The sequence below is a fragment of the Campylobacter canadensis genome (assembly GCF_013177655.1).
Lineage (GTDB): Bacteria > Campylobacterota > Campylobacteria > Campylobacterales > Campylobacteraceae > Campylobacter_E > Campylobacter_E canadensis.
Map to the genome: position 1 here is coordinate 1233073 of NZ_CP035946.1, position 19602 is coordinate 1252674.

Genomic DNA, 19602 nt, shown 5'->3' on the forward strand with positions numbered 1-19602 from the left:
ATTAGCATTAGTTATAAAAACTAATGCTAAAAACTATTTAACAAATTCTATAGTCCATCTTGAATCGCAGTTAAATAAACCGCCGTAGCAATGAATAGTATCTTTTATATATTGATTATTTTGCATAGAGCTATTAAGTTTAATTCTTAATGAATAATCAGGGTGCGTGCCTGTAGTATTATGCACAATATCTGCTTGATAATCAGAAATAAATTTGGTATTTACATCAAGTCCAGGAACTTCATCATTTGTAAGTCTATAGCAAGGCAAAGTAGTACAATCAACTGAATAAGTACCACTTTTATCTTTATCATTTCTTGCCATAGCCCATAAATCATACTTATCCTTTCTTTCAAAGTAACCAAAAGCTTGAAACATAGAATTGCTATCAATATAATGTAGCCACACATCATCTTTATTTATAATAACTTCTTCGTCTTTTTTTACTTTTTTGTCTTTAAATAAAGCAATTGCACTAACAAAGCTTATATCCTTTGTATCTTGTTTAAAAATATCAGAGCTTAAATTACTTTTTAATGCTTGAATTGATACTTCATAGCCTTTTAATTTAAACATTTTTGATTTTTTACCATAAAAAAGCCTTAAAGGTATTTGAGCGTGGTTATCATTTGCTTGGGCTATGAAAAGATTATTCAAGCCTAAATCAATAGCTTCATTTTCTTTTATTACTTTATATTCTTTATATTCTTTTGTATTGATTAAATCAAGAGTGCTTAGATTTTCTCCTGCAAAATTATAACTATAATCTACTAAATCAAAAAAAGCCTTATTTAAATCATCTTTTTTTATTAATACATCAAAACTGCCATCTTTATTATTTTTAATATTTTCATCATAAACTCTTATCATATAAGGGCTTATGTTATCATTTGCTTGTAAAACTAATTTTGAATAATCATCAATTTCATCAAAAGTAAATTTTATTTTTAATAATAAATCACTAGAAAAATATTTAGCAACATTAATATCCTTAGAAGTAGAAATAATTTGCGGATAAATATTATATGCAAAAGGCTTGTTTTTAGCATTATATAAATCCATTCCGCTATTATTTAAAACCACATTTACTCTTGCATCTTCATCAATGTTATCTTTATAATCTAATGAATTATTTGTATTTACACTAAGGAAATTTGTATTATCACTATTTGGGGTTTGGCAATAAATTTTACCGTTTTCTTTAGTATTTGCTACTTCTTTTGATACTATTTTATCACTTACGATACAATAATCTTGAGCATTTAAACCTTTGCTTTTTATGTATTGAAGTATATGGTCTTCTTTGAATTTTACCCTTGCTATGTCGTAGCTGTCAAAAGGATTTATTATTACTAAATTATTAATAATCTTAGAGCCATAATTATATTCAATAGGATTTGTATCATCAACTATTCTATCATTAAAACTTAGATTAAATTCTTTTGAATTTAGCTCTAAAATATACTTATTAAAATATAATTTTTTACTTATACTTTCTGTGCTTGGCTCTTGGTTTAAAATAGTATCCGCATTGCATTTAGAAAAAATAGCGCATTGCTTTGGTATTAGTGCAAATTCTTTTGGTCTAACAGTTATTTCAAAATGCTCAAAAACTGCAGCTGAATTATTAATATCATCATAAGAGTTATAATATTCTAATGAAAATTTTCTTCTTTGCTCTTCACTAGCCTTTAAATTCCCTAGTTTAAAAATAGCATTTTGATATCTAAAAAATATTTTTCCTTGTTTGTTTATATCATTTGGATTACAAGCACCGCTATTTACACCTTCTGTATAAATAAGATTATATTTATTATTATAATACTCGCACAATGCTTTATAAGGAATAAGCACATTTTCACTAAAAGAATTATCATTTACAACATTTATAATTTTAGCTTTAGAATTGGCATTATCATAATATAGTTCAAAGTTATCTAAGCTTTTATTATCAATAGATAAAAGTCTTTTTTCGTTATAGCTTTCAATAGGTAAAAAAGCTTGATTATTTTCACTAAAATCAATACTAATATAAACATCTTCTCCTTCTAAAGATGTGTAAATATTTTTACCTACATTCATATTTTTTCTTTCAAAAGATGGGCTATTTTCATTTTTTTTCCAAGCACTTGCAATGTGTGCGACTGGACTTGGCAAACAATCAATCGCATCAATATCATTTGAGCCACCTTGCATTACAAAAAATATTGCAGGTCTTGATGCCTTTGTATATTCAGCAACTTGATAATAAACCTGATTTGATGGGTCTTTTGAAATATCAGCAAAAGATACTTGTACTTTAAACGGCGTAGTTGGACTTGCTAAATTGCCTGTTTCATCTAAGCCTAATCTTGTATTATAAAGATTATAATAATATTGATATGCAATAGGATTAAAAGCACTATCTAGCTGGCTTATCCCACCAGCACCTTTTAATTGCACCTTGCTTATTGTAATCTTATATAAAAGTCTTTGCTTGCACTTTTTAAAAGTAGATAAAGCATAATTAATAGTAGTTTGATAATTATCGTTAATATGCCAATAATTCCAGTTTGAAAACACGCTAGGATAAAGTAAAGCTTGTTCTAATTCATTATTACTTGTTACCCCATCTCCTGCATTATAGTTTGGATTTTTAAGATAATTTTGATTAATAGCATCGCTTTGTACTAAAGGTAATTTACATCTTTTTACATCACTTTCTTTACACCATCTAGGATGTTTTGTATTTGCGCTATTATAAAAAGGAGTTATAAATACCTCATACCAAGGAATACTTTTAAGATTTGTAGTATTATCAAGCATATGAATATCATTATATGGATTTATTACTCTTGTAACTGCATTTTCATCTGTGTAAGATAGTGCTTTTGGTAATCTTAAATATTGATTATTTGCGTTTTCAATAAATACTTCAATTTTTGTATTATTTACCCATTCAGGATTGTCTTTTGAAATAGCAAAATTTCTTAATAAACGACCATTATCTCTATTTTTTCTTTGATAATATGGCTCTAGCTTGTATGCTCTTATTGCTCCAATATCATAATTTTTAAATTCACTAAAAAAATTATCTACATACATATTTCCAATTTCAGCTGCTTGCCAATCACCAGAACTATAAAAAATACCACTACTAGTACATCCTAAAGAATCTTGCCAATAGCCTAAGCTAGCTTCCCATTTATCAACCACTAAACATTGACCAGGGTGATCACCTGAACCATAATCATAACTTCTACCACCATTGTCATCTCTTGGAGAGCATTTAATATGATTTCTATTATGTTCTCTTACACCCCAATAACCTTGACAATAAGTATCAAGTAAAACCGATCTTGCATCTCTATATGGAGTTAAAGAAAATACTATATTTTCATCATTTGCAATAGGGTTAATCTTGCCTATTACACCAGAACTTGCTATTTCATTTTTTTCTGTATAGGGCTGTCCTAAACCGCCCATTTGTATATATTTAACATCATCTAAAAAGACATCATCATAATTTCTATTATTCCACATATTGTCATTAAATGCTTCTTTAGTATAAAGATTTTCATTAAAAACTGTTTTTCTTTGCTTGTATGCTCTTGCATTAAAAATCATTCTTAATTTATTATCTTTTAAGCCATTCACTTCACGAATATCAATAAATTCACCAAAATCTTTGTTTTGAACTGCAAAAACACTATTAGATAAAAGTAAGGTTAATAAAGTAATTTTGAAAAAATTATTTTTCATTTATTAGCTCCTAAATAAAAATTACTTTATTTTACAAAGCTAACTTTAAAATATATTTAGTTTTTATAAATTTAGCATTAGTTACAAAAAACTAATGCTAATAAATTATTTTTGATATTCAATAGTCCATCTTGAATCACAATCAAATAAACCACCATAACAATGAATTGTATCTTTTATATATTGAAGCTTATCACTTAATATAATTTTTAAACTACCATCAGTGTTGCGAGTAATTTTTGATTGGTAATCAGAAATATAATTTGTTGTTTTATCAAGTCCTGGAATTTCATCTTTTACTCTGTAGCAAGGAGTTTTAGAACAAGTTATTGTTTTTTTATCATCACTAATTGCATCTTTGAATTTATCTTTATTTGACTTTGTGTAAAAATATCCAAAAGGCTTAAGTATGCCGTCTTCATCAATATAATGTAACCAAACATCATCTTGTGTAATATTTGCTATATTATTGTTTATTTTTATATCTTTAAATAAAGGTGTAGCGCTTATAAATTTTACATTTACATTTTCGCTTTGTTTTAAATCTTCATAAGTTGGATTTTTTGCCTTTTCTAATTCAATATCAATACTTACTAAAGTAAATGCTTGTTGCTTTTTATTATATGTTAAGCTAAGTGGAATTTCTGCTGCATTATCACTTGCTGCTGCTATTCTTTTATTTTCTAAAGCACTATCATCAATGTAAATATCGCTTATTGTTTGATAAGGGTAATCTTTTTTATCATTTATTAAATGAGATGTAGTTTTAATACCATTTGTATCACAATTAAGCTCTTTACAAGCATCTTCTAAAGCATAATCAAAATATTGATTTAAAGAATCCTTGCTTATTTTTATTTCATAAAATCTTTTAGAATCTTCTTTAATTAGCTTAATTTCATTCTTTGTTGAACCATCATAAGCTCTTTTTGAATTATCAAAAGTATCATCAAAATTAAGCTCTAGCTTATCAGCATTATATTCATTAGCAAAATTTAATCCAAGTTTTAAAATCATATCATCACTAAAATATCTTGGCACACTTATATTTGTAGCGGTGCTTATTAATTGCGGATAAATTCTATATTTAAATTCGCTAGGATTGCTGGTAATAAAGGCATTTACTCTTGCATCTTTGTCAATATTACTTTTAATTTTAATAGAATTTACTACCCCTTTTTCTTTTAATTTAATTGGCTCATTTAGTGGAGTTTGACAATAAATTTTATGATTTATTGCTTTATTAGCTGTATTTTTATCAAGCATTTCATCACTATTTATACAAGAATTATTAACTGTGTAATTTTCAAATTCAGGGTTGTTATTTAAATAATTTTCTAAATATTTTCTAATATGCTCTTCTAAAATTACAACCGTAGCACGATTAGCAATACCAGCAAAAGGATTAATAATTGTTAAATTATTTGATACACCAGTTGCGCTTACGCTTCTATTATTATTATAAGTCATAGCCATAGGATTTGCACTATCAAAGGCTAAATTAAAATAATAATCTTTTGTATCTTTACTATTTGGAACCTTTAATTGAAATTTTGTAAAAAGAAATTTTGAAATATTTGAATTATCATCAAAATATATGCTTGGGAATTTAGATATTTGTTGATTTGTTTGCTCGTTTTTACCATAACATCTTGAAAAAATATCGCAGTTATAAATATTTAAATTAATACTTTCTGCTCTTACAGTAATTGGAATATGCTTTATTGTTTTTCCTTTACTTGCAATATTGTTTATATCTCTATAAAATTTAAGCTCAAATTCCCTTCTAGCTTTATCATCAGCACTTGTACTTAGACAATTAAATCTTATTGTTGCATCTGCGTATTTATAAAAAATTTCATTAGCTCTTGAAGAATCATTCTCGTTACAAGGAATATAATCTGCTTTGTTTTTATTTTTTTTATTTAAATATTGGCACATTTGCTTATATTTAATGCCATATTTTCCTAACATTATATTTTCTCCACTGTAAGAATCTGGTATATAATAAGCGGGATTTTGATTGTTTTTATAAGTGTAGTTAAAATATGTAGAATTTCTTTTAGTATTATACTTATTTGCTCCATACCCATTTACATCAGTACATTTTTTCTGCATTTCATCACTAGTTAAAATATTGCCTACATCAATTGAAATATATCTATTTTCATCTTCTGTAAATGGATTATCTTTTGGCAAATTATATGTACCTATATCATCTTTATTTGCATTTGTAAAATCAAGTCTAATATAAGTTGTATCGCCATTTAAAACCGTGTAAACACCGTCGCCTACATTTGTAGTATTGAAATTAAACACGCCTTCTGAATTATCATTTTTAAGCCATGCTGTATTAATATTTGCATTTGGTATCGGCAAGCATTCAATTGCATCTTCATCGTTTGAGCCTTCTTGAAGTACAAAAAATATTGCTGGTTCTGAAAAAGCGTTAAATTGGTCATACTCTCTTGTTCCAATCTCTGTTAATTGCCCACCAAAAGAGTAATTTAACTCTGGTAAAACGAGTCTGTTTCCTTGATATCCAGTCCAAAAAGTTCCTAAATTAACACCATCATTATAAGCATGATAAATTCCTCTTTCTCCTTTAACTTTTATTGCATGAATTTGTATTTCATAAAGTAAAGGCTCTTTACATTTTTTAAAGGTTTGCACCGCATAATTTACCATAGTTGCGGCATCTCTTTTTTTATAAAAATAAGTATCGTAATTACCATTAATACCCTTTAACCAATATAAACTTGGATAAATTATCTTATCTTCATATTCTTTATTAGTTACTTTTTGGCTACTTGCATCGTTAATTCCATAAGCTGCTAAAAAAGGTATTGTTTTTATACTTGCAGTGTTATCAAGTACTTTTATATGTTCTTTTGGGTTTATACAAACATTTTTATTTGTTTGTTTATCTTTATAGCAAAGTCTGCTTGAAAGTGGGCTATATTTACCATTGTCATTATTATTAGCTGCTCTTTCTTGCACATAAGCTCTTACGCTTACATCACCACCTTCAAGATTTACTAAAAATCTTTTTTCGGCACTAGCACCTTTATTTTTAGTATTATCAGCATAAAAAGGATTTAATTTAAATGCAAAAGCCACATCGCCTTTTTGTGCTGTAGCTATTTTTGAATCAAAAGGACCAACTATTATTGATTCAAAATAATCATCACCAGCAACACAGTTTTTACCTTCATAATTTCCATCAGTACATCTACCTGCATTACTATGAATACCATCATAATAAGCCCTACTAGCACCCCTTGCATTTGCCCTACTTCTGTATGGAATTACAGTAAATAAAATATCATCATTAGAATTTATTGCCTTTTTAGCTCCAAAAAAACCTGATGACAAGGCTTGAGCTTGGTCGTTACATCTTGAATTTTTATAAGCATAACCGCCGCTACACCAAGCAATACCACCTTTTTGCCACAAATTTATGTACTCTCCAAATATCATTGTATTATCACTATTTAACTTTGGTAAGACTATATTTTTATAATTTCTATTAGAGCTTATGTTGCTTAAATCACTATCATAATTTGTTTGATTCCATATTGAATTTAATTCTTGTGAACCTCTCCAAGCTTTTTTATTATAAATTAATTCTACGCTATTATTTTGTATGTTATAACTTGAAATTTCTTTAATATCAATATATTCTCCAAAAGAACAAGTACCGTCATTATTATGATTAACACTACCATCAATCTGAGTTACCCCTGAATTGCAGTAATCAGCATATAAATATGAACAAATGCACAACAGGGTTATTTTACTTACTTTTTTCAAATTCACAATTTTTCCTTTAAAAAGATAATTTAAAGTAAAAATTGTATAATTTTAAACTAAAATATTTTTTAAATAAAATTATTTAAAACATTAGCAAATAGAACTTTATAATAAATTTTATATATATTAATAAAAAATAACAATTAATAAATACTATATCTAAAAACTATATTTAAAGAATGTTTAGTTTTTATCTGTGAATTTAAACTTCTTTCATAATCAATATTTACTTTTAAATCATTATTAATTCTATACGCTAAACCAAAATTAACAATTGTTGATGAATCTTGCTTAAGACTGTGTTTTATATTATCAATATAATAACTTTTTACTTTATTTAAATCACTATTACTAATTAAAGCCACATTAAGTAAAAAATCTTCATTTACAATATAAGCATATTTTAGTTTCAACAAAGCAAAAAATAAATTTTGACCTTCTTGTCTAATATTATTTATGCTAAAAGAAGGAAGTTTTACATAAGATAATGCAAGGCTTGGACTTAATAAATGCTTATGTTCTTCATTGAAAAAATCAACACTTAATGTGCCATTGTAAGCGTAAGAAATTTTATTTTTATTATTTATTTTGTATTGTTGCAATTTAATTGTATTTTCAAAATGTATTTGCTCTCCTAAAATTGAATACAAAGCAAATTCATTAAGTTGTACATTAAAATCATCATTTTTTAATTTTACAAAATCAGCATAAGCTCCAAATTTTGCTTCAGTATTAAAAAAATAACTTTCATTAAAATTATCAAAACCAGCTTGGAATTTTTTAAAACTATTTTTTGCCTCTAAACTTTTATAATTGTACCTTGTCCATACATTTACAGTATCAATATTTTCTCCTAGCGTGCAACCTAGTTTATCGTAAATATCATCTTGATTAATTTTGTTTATTAAATAAAGACTATTTGCATATACATTTAAGCTTAAAATAAAAATTAATAATTTTTTCATACTTACTCCTTAATAATTGTTCTAATTCCCTTTGCATTAGGCGCACTTAAAAAGCCGTTTGCTTCTGCTTGTTCTATTATATTTGCTGCTCTATTGTAACCTATGCTTAGTCTTCTTTGCAAATAAGAAATACTTGTTTTATCATCTTCAAGCATAAGCTTTAAGGCTTCATCGTAAAGTTCATCTTTTTCTTGATTATCGCTTTGTGCTTTTGTAGATGTAAAAGTCGTACTATCTTGCAAAATACTATCATCATATTCAACTGCTTCTTGCTGCTTTAAATGCTCAACCACTCTTAAAATATCTTCTTCACTTGCAAAAGGTGCGTGTAATCTTATAATAGAGCTTGTTCCTGGTGGAGTAAATAAGCAATCTCCTCTTCCAAGCAAACTTTCAGCCCCTTTGGTATCTAAAATAACCTTACTATCAGTCTGCGTACTAACTTTATAAGATAAACGAGATGGTAAATTAGCCTTAATTAAACCAGTAATAACATCTACACTTGGTCTTTGCGTAGCCACGATTAAATGAATACCACATGCTCTTGCCATTTGTGCAAGTCTTGCTATGTATAATTCTACTTCTTTTCCGCAAGTCATCATTAAATCCGCTAACTCATCAATAATAATTACAATATAAGCAAAATTTTCAGCGCCAAGCTTGCTAGCCTTTTGATTATATGTTTCAATATCCTTTGTTTGCATAGCAGACATTAATGTATAGCGTCTTTCCATTTCATTTACCATATTTCTTAATGCGATTGTGGCTTTTTCAGCCTTTGTAATCACAGGGGTTAATAAGTGTGGAATATCATTATACATTGAAAATTCAAGCATCTTAGGGTCTATCATAAGCAATCTTAGTGTTCTTGGAGTGTTTTTAAATAACAAAGATAAAATCATAGCATTAATACCAACACTCTTACCGCTACCAGTTGTTCCTGCTATTAATAAATGCGGTAATTTTTTAAGGTCGGTTATAAAAGTATTTCCAACAATATCCTTACCTAAAGCAAGGGTTAATTTGCTTTTAGAATTAATAAATAAACTATCGCTAAAAATTGAGCTAATATAAATTGTTTGTGTTTTTTGATTAGGGATTTCAATACCAACAACATCTTTACCTGGAATTGGTGCTTGAATTCTAATACTTGTGGCTTTTAAAGCCATTGCTAAATCATCGCTTAAGCTTGAGATTTTACTAAGCTTAACATCAGCTGCAGGTTTAAACTCAAAAGTAGTTACAACAGGTCCTGAATATGTTTTTTCCACATCACCAACTATTTTAAAATTTCTAAGTTTTGCTAAAAGTTCTGATATTTTTTGGTCAATTTCATCTTCATTTATTACAATCTCGTCGCTTAAATCTTTGCTTAATAAATCTATGCTTGGCAAAACAAAGTCTTTTGGTTTTTCATTTACACCAAGTTCAAGCTCGTTTAAAATAGCCTTGTTTTCTTCTAATTCGCTAAGAATTTGTACCTTTTTACCTTGAGATGATATTTCTTTTTCTGGTTTTATGCTTTCTATTTTTTCAAGTTTTTCTACTTTTATTTCTTCTTTTTTTAGCTCTATTTGTTTTTCTTTTTCTTCTTCATCTTGTAAAATTTTATTAACATTTATAATCTTTATTTTTTCATCATCTAAAGAATTTAATATTTTACTTTCATCTTCTTTTTCTATTTTTTCACTTTCTATTTTTCTTTCTACTTTATCTTCTTTAACAACTTTTACATTTTCTTCTTTACTATCTAAGTTTTTTTTCTGTGCTTTTTTATTAAATAAATTATAAATATAATTATAATTTATATAAAGTAAAATTAGCAAAATTAAGCAAATTACTAAAAAGCTAAAATCTTTAACTACAGATAAAATTCCAAAAGAAAAAAAGTATGAAAAAGGCAAAATAAAAGCTAAAAAGAACAATAAAATATTAAACTTATATTTTGCAATATCCTTAAAACCTTTTTCATAAATAAAAAGATTTACAAAAAATAATAAAAATACTAAATATCTTAAGTCTCCAATTAAATATTTTAAGAATTTGTTTATATAAAAAGCAGGTAGTAAAAGTCCTTGTTTATCATGTAAAAACAAGGACAAAGATAAATAAAAAAGTAAAAAATTAATAAAAATAAAAAGTAAATTTTTTTTCATTACATATAACTTAATAAACTTAATTTTTGAATTTGAGATGTTACATACATTGTTGATTGTAAAGTTTGCATAATTTCTTGAATTCCAATTACTGCAAGTGCAGGGTCAGCATCGGATACGCTTGATTTTACAATCTCAATATTTAAATGCATTGCTGTTGCTCTTTCATTGTTTGCTTCAATACTTGTTTGAGTTGCACCTATTTTTGTATGAACCTTATTTACATGGTCAAATAAATGGTCAATTCTTGTTAATGCTGCTTGAATTCCTGGATTTTTCAAATAATCAGGATTGTTATTATCTGCTCTATAATTACCATTTCTAACTGCGTCAATCATAGTTTGTAAATCTTTTATAATATCAACATGATTTTCATCTACAATCAAGCTTGAATTTGTATTAAAATTGAAAATATTTCCTTTTTTTACCCCTGTGCTTATTTTATTACCATCAGCATCAGTTCCAAAATCAAATTCATTTTCGCTCATAGCATTTTTATCATAAATTGCAATATCAATTGGAGTATTTGTACTTGCTTTGTCAATAATTTGCAATTTACCTTCATTGTTTAAGCCTACTTTTAAAGTGTTTTTAGCGTTTTGAAGCAATTGTTGGTATTCTTTATTATCATCATCGCTTAAAATCTTTGGAGAATTTACTTGGTTTGGATATTTATCTTGCAACTCATAACTTTTTGTAGGTACATTATCACTTGCAAAAAGTGCTATTACATCGGATAATTGTTTATAAGTTATATCAATATTATCTGTTTTTGTGCTTTCATCTTTATGTAAAGCCTCATCATATCTTGAATTTACAATAGGTAATGTTATATTTTGTGCTTGTCCGTTTTTTGTAAAACTTGCACGAACTTCACCCTTTGTAATATCAAATTCAAGATTATATCTTGTTTTACTTCTTGAAGTAATATCAATTTTTAATACACTGTTTGTATCTGCGTTTCCATCATCGTGGTATTTTAAAGCACTTAATGCGCTTTCTGATAATCTTGTTGAATCTGTAGCAAGATTATTATTTGCATCATATTGTCTAATATTTGAGCTTAAAATATTGTCTTTTTTATTAAATAAAGACCTAGCATAATCAATTCCATCTGTGTTAAATGAGGTATCTATATTACCATTGTTTGTAAATTCTAAAATATCCACATTATCTTTAATCTGTGCTGCTCTTAAATCAGCTAAAGAGCTAACATCGGCATAATTTTTCTTAATAGCTGGTTTTAAATTTACCATTGGTGTATTTTCTGCACCACCTTCTGCTTTATTTTTAATATCTTCTATTTCAGCATCGGTCTGTGCTGCTTTATCAGGATAAATTTCTTCAATACTATCAGCCTTGTTTGTAGCTGCAAACATAGAAAAATTAAGGGTAGAATTTGGATTTTTAAGGTCTGTTATTTCAATATTTCCTGTTTTTGTAAGCTCTACTTTTACAAGGGTATTTTCTTTCGTATTTCCGTAAAGTTCGCCTATTTTATCAAGCAAACTTCCAACACTTTCTGTTGCTTTCATTTGAAATTTTGCTTTAAAACTTTCTCCATTACCCTTAGTTCCATTTACATAAAAATAAGTATCAGGAAATTTTGCTCCGTCGTTTATTAAAAAATGGTCATTTACATTTAGTTCATCTTTTGACTCTTTTTTTAGATAATTTTTACCGACTAAATCTTGAATTTTGTTATCTGATGTAATGTAATGAACTTGCTCTGGTTTTGTAATATCGTATCTTTTATCTACTAAACGCACATTTGTTGTAACTATTTTTTTATAATCATTATCAGTTGCTTTAATTAACTCACTGCCTGAAACATTATAAGGAGTATAAACATTTGAGCCTAATAAAACCTTCATATTTTCATCATTTCCATAATAATTACCATTGTAATCAAAAGGCTTTGTGTTAATGCTAGTTCCTGAAAATAAATATTGTCCGTTAATACTAGTATTTGTAAGATTTACTATATGCTCTTTAAGTTTTTCAAGGTCGTTTGCAAGTGCATTTAAAGAAGTATCAGAATGTATTTCATTTGCTGATTGAATTAATTTATTTTTAAAACTAACAAGCGCATCTTTAATTTGTTTAACAGCATTATCTGAGTTTTTAGTAAAACTTACTGCTGATTCTCCTGCTTGAATAATCTGATCAAAGGTTGAAAGCTCATAATCAAGCCTAATATGCTCTGAATAAATCCCAGCATCATCATACGATTGCCCTATTTTAAGCCCACTTCCTAATTGTTCGTTTATCTTAGAATAAGCATACATTTTTGATTGATAATCACTTAAGTTTTTTTGATAAATATAAGAGCTTGTTATTCTCATAAATTGTCCTTAAAAATATTTTTTATCTATATCGTTTATAAGTGTAAATACTTAAGCACTTCTTCTTCATTATCACATAAAGTAAATATTTTTAAACTTTCGTTATCTATTAAATTATGTTTAAGTAAGGTATTTTTAAAAAAATCTATTAATGGAGAAAAAAATTCTTTATTAAATAAAATTATTTTCATAGTTTTTAGTTTAGTTTGACTTAATGTTAAAATCTCAAATAATTCATCAAGAGTACCGTATCCACCAGCACAAACAATAACTGCTTGTACATCTTTTAACAATTCTTGTTTTCTTAAAGATAAATCAGTAAATAAATATGATTTTGTGCAATATTCATTAAGTTTTTGCTCATGCGGTAATTTAATGTTAATGCCAATGCTCTCAACATTATTTAAATAAGCAGCCTTATTTGCAGCTTGCATTATACCGCCGCCGCCGCCTGTTTTTATGCCATATCCTAATTTTGCTAATTTATCGCATAATGAAAAACATTCTTTATAATAAACACTATCTTCGCTAAGTCTTGCTGAACCAAAAACGCTTATAATTTTACTCATCTTAAACTCTCAAGCCTTTCTTTTTTATTACCAATTTCTGTAATTTGCACTCCAAAATTACCATCTACAATAACCACTTCTCCAAGCGCAAAAGGTTTATCTCCAACTAGAATTTCAAGTGGGTCATTTGCTAATTGATTAAGCTCAATAACTGAACCAATATCCATTGTTAAAACATCTTTTAAAAGCATTTTTTTGCTACCAATTCTAACTCTAATTGGCAGTCTTACATCCATTAAAAGCCCTATATTTTTTAAATCTATTTCTGGTGCTGCTACAACTTTTTCTTCTTCTACTTGATTATTAACATTAAGCAATTTATACACATCTTGACTAATAGCTAAAGAAATTTGCTCATTTAAATCATTTACACTTACATTGAAAAAATATATTTTATAAAGCCCATTTAAGTTTAAATTGTCTTTAACAAAATCGCAACTTTGCAAAGAGAAATTAAATTTAGGTAAATCTTTTTGTGCATTAAGTGCTGTGCTTAAAGCTGAAAAGATATTGTTTATTGCTTCTTTACTAGCATCAATTTCATCAGCTCCTAAATTCTCATTTTTGCTAATTTCTTCTTCACCCATCATCCATTCAGAAATAGCACTCATTAAAACAGGGCTTGAAAAAAAAGCAAACGCACCCTTATCGCTTTCAAAAACACTTTGAACAATAGGAGTTTTTAATGTATTATTTTTAATATCAAATTCACTATATTCAGTAAAGTTTAAATCCTTGCCTGTTAGCCCTTGTATAGTAGCTTTACACTCATTTGTAAATAGTTGTAAAAAATCATTTAACATCTTCATTTCCTTCATTTGCTTCATTATTTATTTCTTGGATATTATCAAATGCACCTGCTTTAGTTTTTCTTTCAATCTCGTATTCTTCTAAAACTGCTTTTACTTCATCTTTATCTGTTTTAATTAACTCTAAAATTTTAATTGATTTTCTAAATCTATAAACACCAAATTGAGCTAAAAAAACATCTTTTCCATCAACACTAACAATAGCCTTATCATCAGCGTGTTTGTCTAGTTTAATAATATTTCCTTTTTCTAAATTTAAAAAATCACCTACACTTATTTCTGTCTTGCCTAAAATCACATCATAAATCATATCAGCACGACCAACTAAGGTTTTAATTTCTTTATTACGACTTTTTTTAGCACTTGTTTCACCAAGCATAACATCACGATTAGCAAGTCTTCCTAAAATAGGCTCAAGATAAATTACAGGATAACAAATATTTATCATACCGCTATTTGCACCAATAGTTAGCTCCATTACAACCATTATTACAATTTCATTTTGTGAAACTATTTGCACAACACTTGGGCTACTTTCTTTAGCTTCTACGCTAGGATACATATCAGTAATTACCACCCAGCTTTCTTTTAATTTTTGCATCATAATTCTTAAAATACTATCAAGAAGATTAATTTCTATATCTGTTAATTCTCTATTTTTTTCAATACTATCTCCAACCCCGCCTAAAATTTTATCTATCATAGGAAAGGCTATGCTAGGATTAATCTCTAAAACACAAGTACCATCAAGCGGTTTAATTGAAAAAACATTAAAACTAGTTGGATTTGGCAAAGACATCAAAAACTCGCCATAAGTCATCTGGTCAACCGAATGAAGCTTAATCTCAACCATAGACCTCATCATTTGTGAAATCTGCGTTGCTAAGCCTCTTGCTAATTTATCGTGTATGCCTTTTACTGCTCTTAATTGCTCTTTGCTTACACGGTTTGGTCTTTTAAAATCATAAATTATTATTTGCCTGTCTTCTTGTTCTTTTTTATTTGTTTCTGGTGTTGGTGTTTGAGAATCAACTGAATTTAAAAGCGCATCAATTTCTTCTTGAGATAAAATATCAGCCATTGCTTAACTCTTTTTTAAGTGCATTAAGAATTCTACTTTGTATTTGACAAATTCTTGATTGTGAAATATTTAAAATTTCACTAATTTCTTTAAGACTTAACTCTTCAAAGAAATAAAGCTGGATTATCATTTGCTCTCTTTTGTCTAATTTTTCTAAATATGATGTAATTTTTTCTAGCATTATTTGTTTATCTAATTTCTCAATTACATTCTCATCTTCATTTGAGTAATCACTAAGCCTATCATCAAGTGGCATAAGAGTATCAATATGATAAGACAACCTTGCTTCTTTTATTTTTTCAACTTCAATTTCTAATTTTTGTGCTATAAATTCATCGCTTGGCTCTTCATCAAATTCATTTATATATTCATCTACTACAATTTGAATATCTTTAATTATCTTTCTATTTTGTCTACTCATCGTATCAAGGCTTCTTAAATAATCAAGCATAGCTCCATTAACTCTTTTTTTTGCATAGCCCCAAAAATTAGTATTTTGCTCTTTATCATATTTTCTTGCGAGTTTTATTAATTCTTCTGTTGCAATACTTATTAAATCATTTACATCTACACTAGCTGGTAATCTTTCTTTAAGTCTAAAAGCCATAGCCCTTAAAGCAGGAATATACTGTAAAGCTAATTCATCTTGCTCGTGTTTTAAATTATTTATATAAGCATTAAATGGTCTTTGCATTTTGCCCTCTTGCTTTATTTTCTTCGTTTAAAAGCTTAATTTGTGCTAATTCATAATCAACATTTTTAATTAAACGCTCAATTTTACCTTCTCTATTTTCTAATTCTACGATTAATGAATTTGTATTTTCTTCAAAATCTTTTTTATTAAAATTTTTTACACCTAATTTATTTGGGTCTATGTAATTTATAATTACAATATGAATAAATACATAAAACACAAAGGTGGTAAAAATACTTGTTGCAAGCATTAAAAAAGGGTCATCAAATTTAACTATCGCTGCAATAAGCCCTAAAAAAAATCCACACACAGTAAAAAAATATATAAAATTATCAGCCCTCATTAAAACCTATCCATTAATCTTTTAAAAAAGTTAGTAATATTACTTTCAGATGAAAGCACATTTCGTTCCATTTTTGCAAGCAAGGTGTTTAAAGCATTCTTTAAATTTCTTGTATCAGAGCTTATTTTATCAGTAAATAGTTCTCTACTTTTAATGCAATCTATTATATTTTGCGAACTTTGTAAATATCCTAAATATGATATTTCAGGATTTGTTTTTATATTTGTATTTGCAACTCTGCTTATATTTGTGTATAAATTCAAAGCTTCTTTTTCATTTTTTGCAATATTAATTAGCATTGAAAAATCTTTTCTACTGTTTGAACTTACCTTAATAGTAGCATAAGCATCAGTAATCGCAGCAGGATCAGGCGTAGTAACAATAACAACCTCATCAGCAATACTTAAAAAGTGCATTGTAGTTTCACTAATTCCTGCTCCTGTATCAATTATTAAAAAATCTAAGTCATTTAATAATTGAGAATCATTTAATAACATTTCAAAATAGCTAGAATTTGCTAATTTTAGTATCTCTCCACCGCTATCTCCTGGAATTAATAACAAATTTGTTTTTACTTCCTTAATAATATCTTTTAAAGAACATTCTCCTTTTAAAACATGTAAAAGATTTTTGCCTATTTTTACATTTAAAATCACATCTAAGTTAGCAAGGCCAATATCAGCATCAAACAAGGCTACTTTATAATTATTTTTTGCAAGTAAATTAGCAATATTAGCACTCACTGTACTTTTACCAACCCCACCTTTACCGCTTGTAATTGCTATTACCTTTGTATGCTTATTTTCTTTATTATTTACTTTTTCTTGTTGCATTAATTCTACTAATTTATCTGCTTGATTTTGCATTAATTTTCCTTTTTAAAACCATCAAGTAGGCATTTTACTAAATAATCTGAATTTGCATTTAAAATATCTTCTGGTACATTTTGTCCAATTGAAAAAAACGAAACTGGCTTTTTAATATCAAAAACTAAAGAAAACAAATTACCAAAATTCTTAGTCTCATCTAGCTTTGTAAAAATTAATGTTTCTATGTTTAAAACATTAAAAGCTTCATAAGTTTCAAGCATATCTTCATATTTCATTCCTGCATTTAAAACTAAATTAACCTCAATTTCATATTCTTTAATATTTAAAAAAGACTTTAATTTTTCAATTTTTTCTTTATCATATTGAGAATTGCCTGTACTATCAATTAAGATTACTTCATAAGCTTTTAATTGCTCTAAAGATTTTTCTAACTCTTCTTTATCTGAAATAGCAAAAAAGGGTAATTTTAAAATAGAAGCATATTGTAAAAGCTGTTCTTTTGCGCCTATTCTAAAATCATCTAAGGTTAAAATAGCACTTTTATACCTTTTATGTTCTTTTGAGTAAGCATAGTCCCAAGCTAATTTTGCTACAGTTGTGGTTTTTCCAACCCCTGTTGGACCTACTAAAAGCATTATTTTTTGTTTTTTAAACTGCATTTGGTTTCTGCAAGGAATCATAGTTTTTAGCATAGTGTAAAAATATCTATTAATAGCTTCTTTATTTGAATACATAGCTTTTGGCATATTTTTAAAAGTTGCTTGCATAATATCTTTTAAATGCTCATATTTCATATCGCTTTTTAAAGCTTTATTATAAATAATGGCAAATTCAGGCGGGATTTCAATATCTTTATTTATTTCCTTCCATTTCATATGCATTATGTATTCAATTTTATCGTCCATTATTTTTATCTTTTTTTCTAAAGATTTTATGGAATTTGATTCTTTATTTGCTTGTATTTTATGTGCAATAGGAAATAATTCTTCTTTATTTTCTTCGGCTTTATTTTCGTATTTTAAATAATTATTTGCCAACGCTTTTTGAGAAAAATTAATGCTTACTGCTTCATCTTCATCTTGCGCTAGGCTTTGCTTTTTTTTATTATCACATTCTTCAACCGCAACCAAAGCTTCGTATTCTGCTAATTTGCTAGGAGAATTCCCTTCAACTTGCCTAATTGTAATAATCTGTGCATCATTTCCATAAAGTTCGCTAATTTTTTGAATATGATTTTCGCCTTGTTTATATCTAAATACATAATGTTTAATATCAGCCATTTTTATCCTTACATAAGTCCTAAAAGTAAAGTTATAAAAGTTCTATCATAAGCTCCAATATGAGGCAAACATAATCTAGAATCTTTATAACTTTTCTTGCTAAAAAAGATTATATCTAAATCTAAAGTTCTTGGTGCATTTTTAAAAGTTCTTTTTCTTTTAAAAATATTTTCATAATGCTGTAAAAGTTTTAACAATTCTCTAGCATGCAAAGAACTTTGCAAAAACACTAAAGCGTTTGTAAAATCTTTTTGTTCTTTATAACCAAAGGCTTCGTTAATTAGCAAAAAAGAACTTTGATTTATTTTAATTCTTCTATCGCTTAAAAATTTTCTAAATAATTGCTTAAATCTAAATTCTTCAGGAGCAATATTTGCCCCTAAAGATATTAAAGCTTCATATTTATAAGCAGGATTTTTCTTTTTTTTAATAGGAAAAAATCTCTGCCTTTTTAAGCATTTTGCTTCTTTAAAATCAATATTGCACATTAATTATTTTGCTTGTTGATTTGCCTTTGCAGCTTGTTCTAAAGCAGCTTGTTGTTGCATCATTTGAATTGCACTTAATAAAGCTAAATGATATCCAAAAGGTCCAAAACCTGTAATAGTTCCTGCACAAACTGGACTTAATAAACTTTTTTGTCTTATTTCTTCTCTTGCATAAATATTGCTAATATGCACTTCAATTACTGGCATCATAGCAGCACTAATTGCATCAGCAATAGCAAGTGAAGTGTGAGAATATCCACCAGCATTAATAATAATCGCATTGCAAGTGCCAACACATTCTTGAATTTTATCAATTATTTCGCCTTCAAAATTGCTTTGAAAAAACTCAATTTCTACATTGCTTTCTTTAGCAGCATAGCCCATTTGCTCGTGAATTTGTGCCATTGTCATTGTGCCATAAATTCTTGGGTCTCTTTGACCTAGCATATTTAAATTTGGTCCTTGAATTACCATTACTTTCATAATTT

14 protein-coding genes are annotated in these 19602 nt (G+C 27.3%); all 14 read right to left on the reverse strand.

The features are described from left to right. Window positions 1–33 precede the first annotated feature (33 nt). Window positions 34–3741: a hypothetical protein gene (locus CCANL266_RS05885; protein WP_172232734.1), complete on the reverse strand. Its 3708-nt coding sequence runs from the start codon at window positions 3739–3741 to the stop codon at window positions 34–36. 105 nt (window positions 3742–3846) lie between these two features. Beyond that, window positions 3847–7560: a hypothetical protein gene (locus CCANL266_RS05890; RefSeq protein ID WP_172232736.1), complete on the reverse strand. Its 3714-nt coding sequence runs from the start codon at window positions 7558–7560 to the stop codon at window positions 3847–3849. A gap of 137 nt (window positions 7561–7697) precedes the next feature. Further along, complete coding sequence (locus tag CCANL266_RS05895; RefSeq protein ID WP_172232738.1) at window positions 7698–8519, reverse strand: hypothetical protein; 822 nt, start codon at window positions 8517–8519, stop codon at window positions 7698–7700. A gap of 2 nt (window positions 8520–8521) precedes the next feature. After that, window positions 8522–10675, reverse strand: a complete 2154-nt coding sequence (locus CCANL266_RS05900) for a DNA translocase FtsK (protein WP_172232740.1) — start codon at window positions 10673–10675, stop codon at window positions 8522–8524. Further along, window positions 10675–13020, reverse strand: coding sequence for a flagellin N-terminal helical domain-containing protein (locus tag CCANL266_RS05905; RefSeq protein WP_172232742.1), 2346 nt, complete (start codon window positions 13018–13020; stop codon window positions 10675–10677). The genes CCANL266_RS05900 and CCANL266_RS05905 overlap by 1 nt, the downstream gene beginning before the upstream one ends. Before the next feature lie 35 nt (window positions 13021–13055). Beyond that, entirely contained in the window at window positions 13056–13589 is a 534-nt protein-coding gene (locus tag CCANL266_RS05910) for an LOG family protein (protein ID WP_172232744.1), read from the reverse strand. Beyond that, window positions 13586–14416, reverse strand: coding sequence for a flagellar motor switch protein FliY (gene fliY, locus CCANL266_RS05915; protein WP_396021609.1), 831 nt, complete (start codon window positions 14414–14416; stop codon window positions 13586–13588). Before fliY ends, CCANL266_RS05910 begins: the two co-directional genes overlap by 4 nt. After that, complete coding sequence (gene fliM, locus CCANL266_RS05920) at window positions 14382–15479, reverse strand: flagellar motor switch protein FliM (protein WP_172232748.1); 1098 nt, start codon at window positions 15477–15479, stop codon at window positions 14382–14384. The genes fliY and fliM overlap by 35 nt, the downstream gene beginning before the upstream one ends. Beyond that, window positions 15472–16173, reverse strand: a complete 702-nt coding sequence (locus tag CCANL266_RS05925) for an RNA polymerase sigma factor FliA (RefSeq protein WP_172232750.1) — start codon at window positions 16171–16173, stop codon at window positions 15472–15474. Before CCANL266_RS05925 ends, fliM begins: the two co-directional genes overlap by 8 nt. Further along, window positions 16157–16516, reverse strand: coding sequence for a hypothetical protein (locus CCANL266_RS05930; protein WP_172232753.1), 360 nt, complete (start codon window positions 16514–16516; stop codon window positions 16157–16159). The genes CCANL266_RS05925 and CCANL266_RS05930 overlap by 17 nt, the downstream gene beginning before the upstream one ends. After that, the gene (locus CCANL266_RS05935) at window positions 16516–17382 is read right to left on the reverse strand and encodes a P-loop NTPase (protein ID WP_172232756.1); all 867 of its coding nucleotides are present in this window, start codon (window positions 17380–17382) and stop codon (window positions 16516–16518) included. The genes CCANL266_RS05930 and CCANL266_RS05935 overlap by 1 nt, the downstream gene beginning before the upstream one ends. Continuing rightward, window positions 17382–18626: a flagellar biosynthesis GTPase FlhF gene (gene flhF / locus CCANL266_RS05940; RefSeq protein ID WP_172232759.1), complete on the reverse strand. Its 1245-nt coding sequence runs from the start codon at window positions 18624–18626 to the stop codon at window positions 17382–17384. Before flhF ends, CCANL266_RS05935 begins: the two co-directional genes overlap by 1 nt. An 8-nt stretch (window positions 18627–18634) precedes the next feature. Further along, entirely contained in the window at window positions 18635–19114 is a 480-nt protein-coding gene (folK, locus tag CCANL266_RS05945; RefSeq protein WP_172232762.1) for a 2-amino-4-hydroxy-6-hydroxymethyldihydropteridine diphosphokinase, read from the reverse strand. Between the two features lie 3 nt (window positions 19115–19117). Then, on the reverse strand, window positions 19118–19597 hold the full coding sequence (aroQ, locus tag CCANL266_RS05950; RefSeq protein ID WP_172232765.1) for a type II 3-dehydroquinate dehydratase: 480 nt from the start codon (window positions 19595–19597) through the stop codon (window positions 19118–19120). Window positions 19598–19602: the final 5 nt, after the last annotated feature.

Bases quoted from the DNA above. Each gene is read 5' to 3' on its own strand.
- CCANL266_RS05910 (WP_172232744.1), bottom strand. From the start codon at position 13,589: ATGAGTAAAATTATAAGCGTTTTTGGTTCAGCAAGACTTAGCGAAGAT.
- CCANL266_RS05900 (WP_172232740.1), bottom strand. From the start codon at position 10,675: ATGAAAAAAAATTTACTTTTTATTTTTATTAATTTTTTACTTTTTTAT.
- fliM (WP_172232748.1), bottom strand. From the start codon at position 15,479: ATGGCTGATATTTTATCTCAAGAAGAAATTGATGCGCTTTTAAATTCA.
- CCANL266_RS05925 (WP_172232750.1), bottom strand. From the start codon at position 16,173: ATGCAAAGACCATTTAATGCTTATATAAATAATTTAAAACACGAGCAA.
- fliY (WP_396021609.1), bottom strand. From the start codon at position 14,416: ATGAAGCAAATGAAGGAAATGAAGATGTTAAATGATTTTTTACAACTA.
- aroQ (WP_172232765.1), bottom strand. From the start codon at position 19,597: ATGAAAGTAATGGTAATTCAAGGACCAAATTTAAATATGCTAGGTCAA.
- flhF (WP_172232759.1), bottom strand. From the start codon at position 18,626: ATGGCTGATATTAAACATTATGTATTTAGATATAAACAAGGCGAAAAT.
- CCANL266_RS05895 (WP_172232738.1), bottom strand. From the start codon at position 8,519: ATGAAAAAATTATTAATTTTTATTTTAAGCTTAAATGTATATGCAAAT.
- CCANL266_RS05935 (WP_172232756.1), bottom strand. From the start codon at position 17,382: ATGCAAAATCAAGCAGATAAATTAGTAGAATTAATGCAACAAGAAAAA.
- folK (WP_172232762.1), bottom strand. From the start codon at position 19,114: ATGTGCAATATTGATTTTAAAGAAGCAAAATGCTTAAAAAGGCAGAGA.
- CCANL266_RS05905 (WP_172232742.1), bottom strand. From the start codon at position 13,020: ATGAGAATAACAAGCTCTTATATTTATCAAAAAAACTTAAGTGATTAT.
- CCANL266_RS05885 (WP_172232734.1), bottom strand. From the start codon at position 3,741: ATGAAAAATAATTTTTTCAAAATTACTTTATTAACCTTACTTTTATCT.
- CCANL266_RS05930 (WP_172232753.1), bottom strand. From the start codon at position 16,516: ATGAGGGCTGATAATTTTATATATTTTTTTACTGTGTGTGGATTTTTT.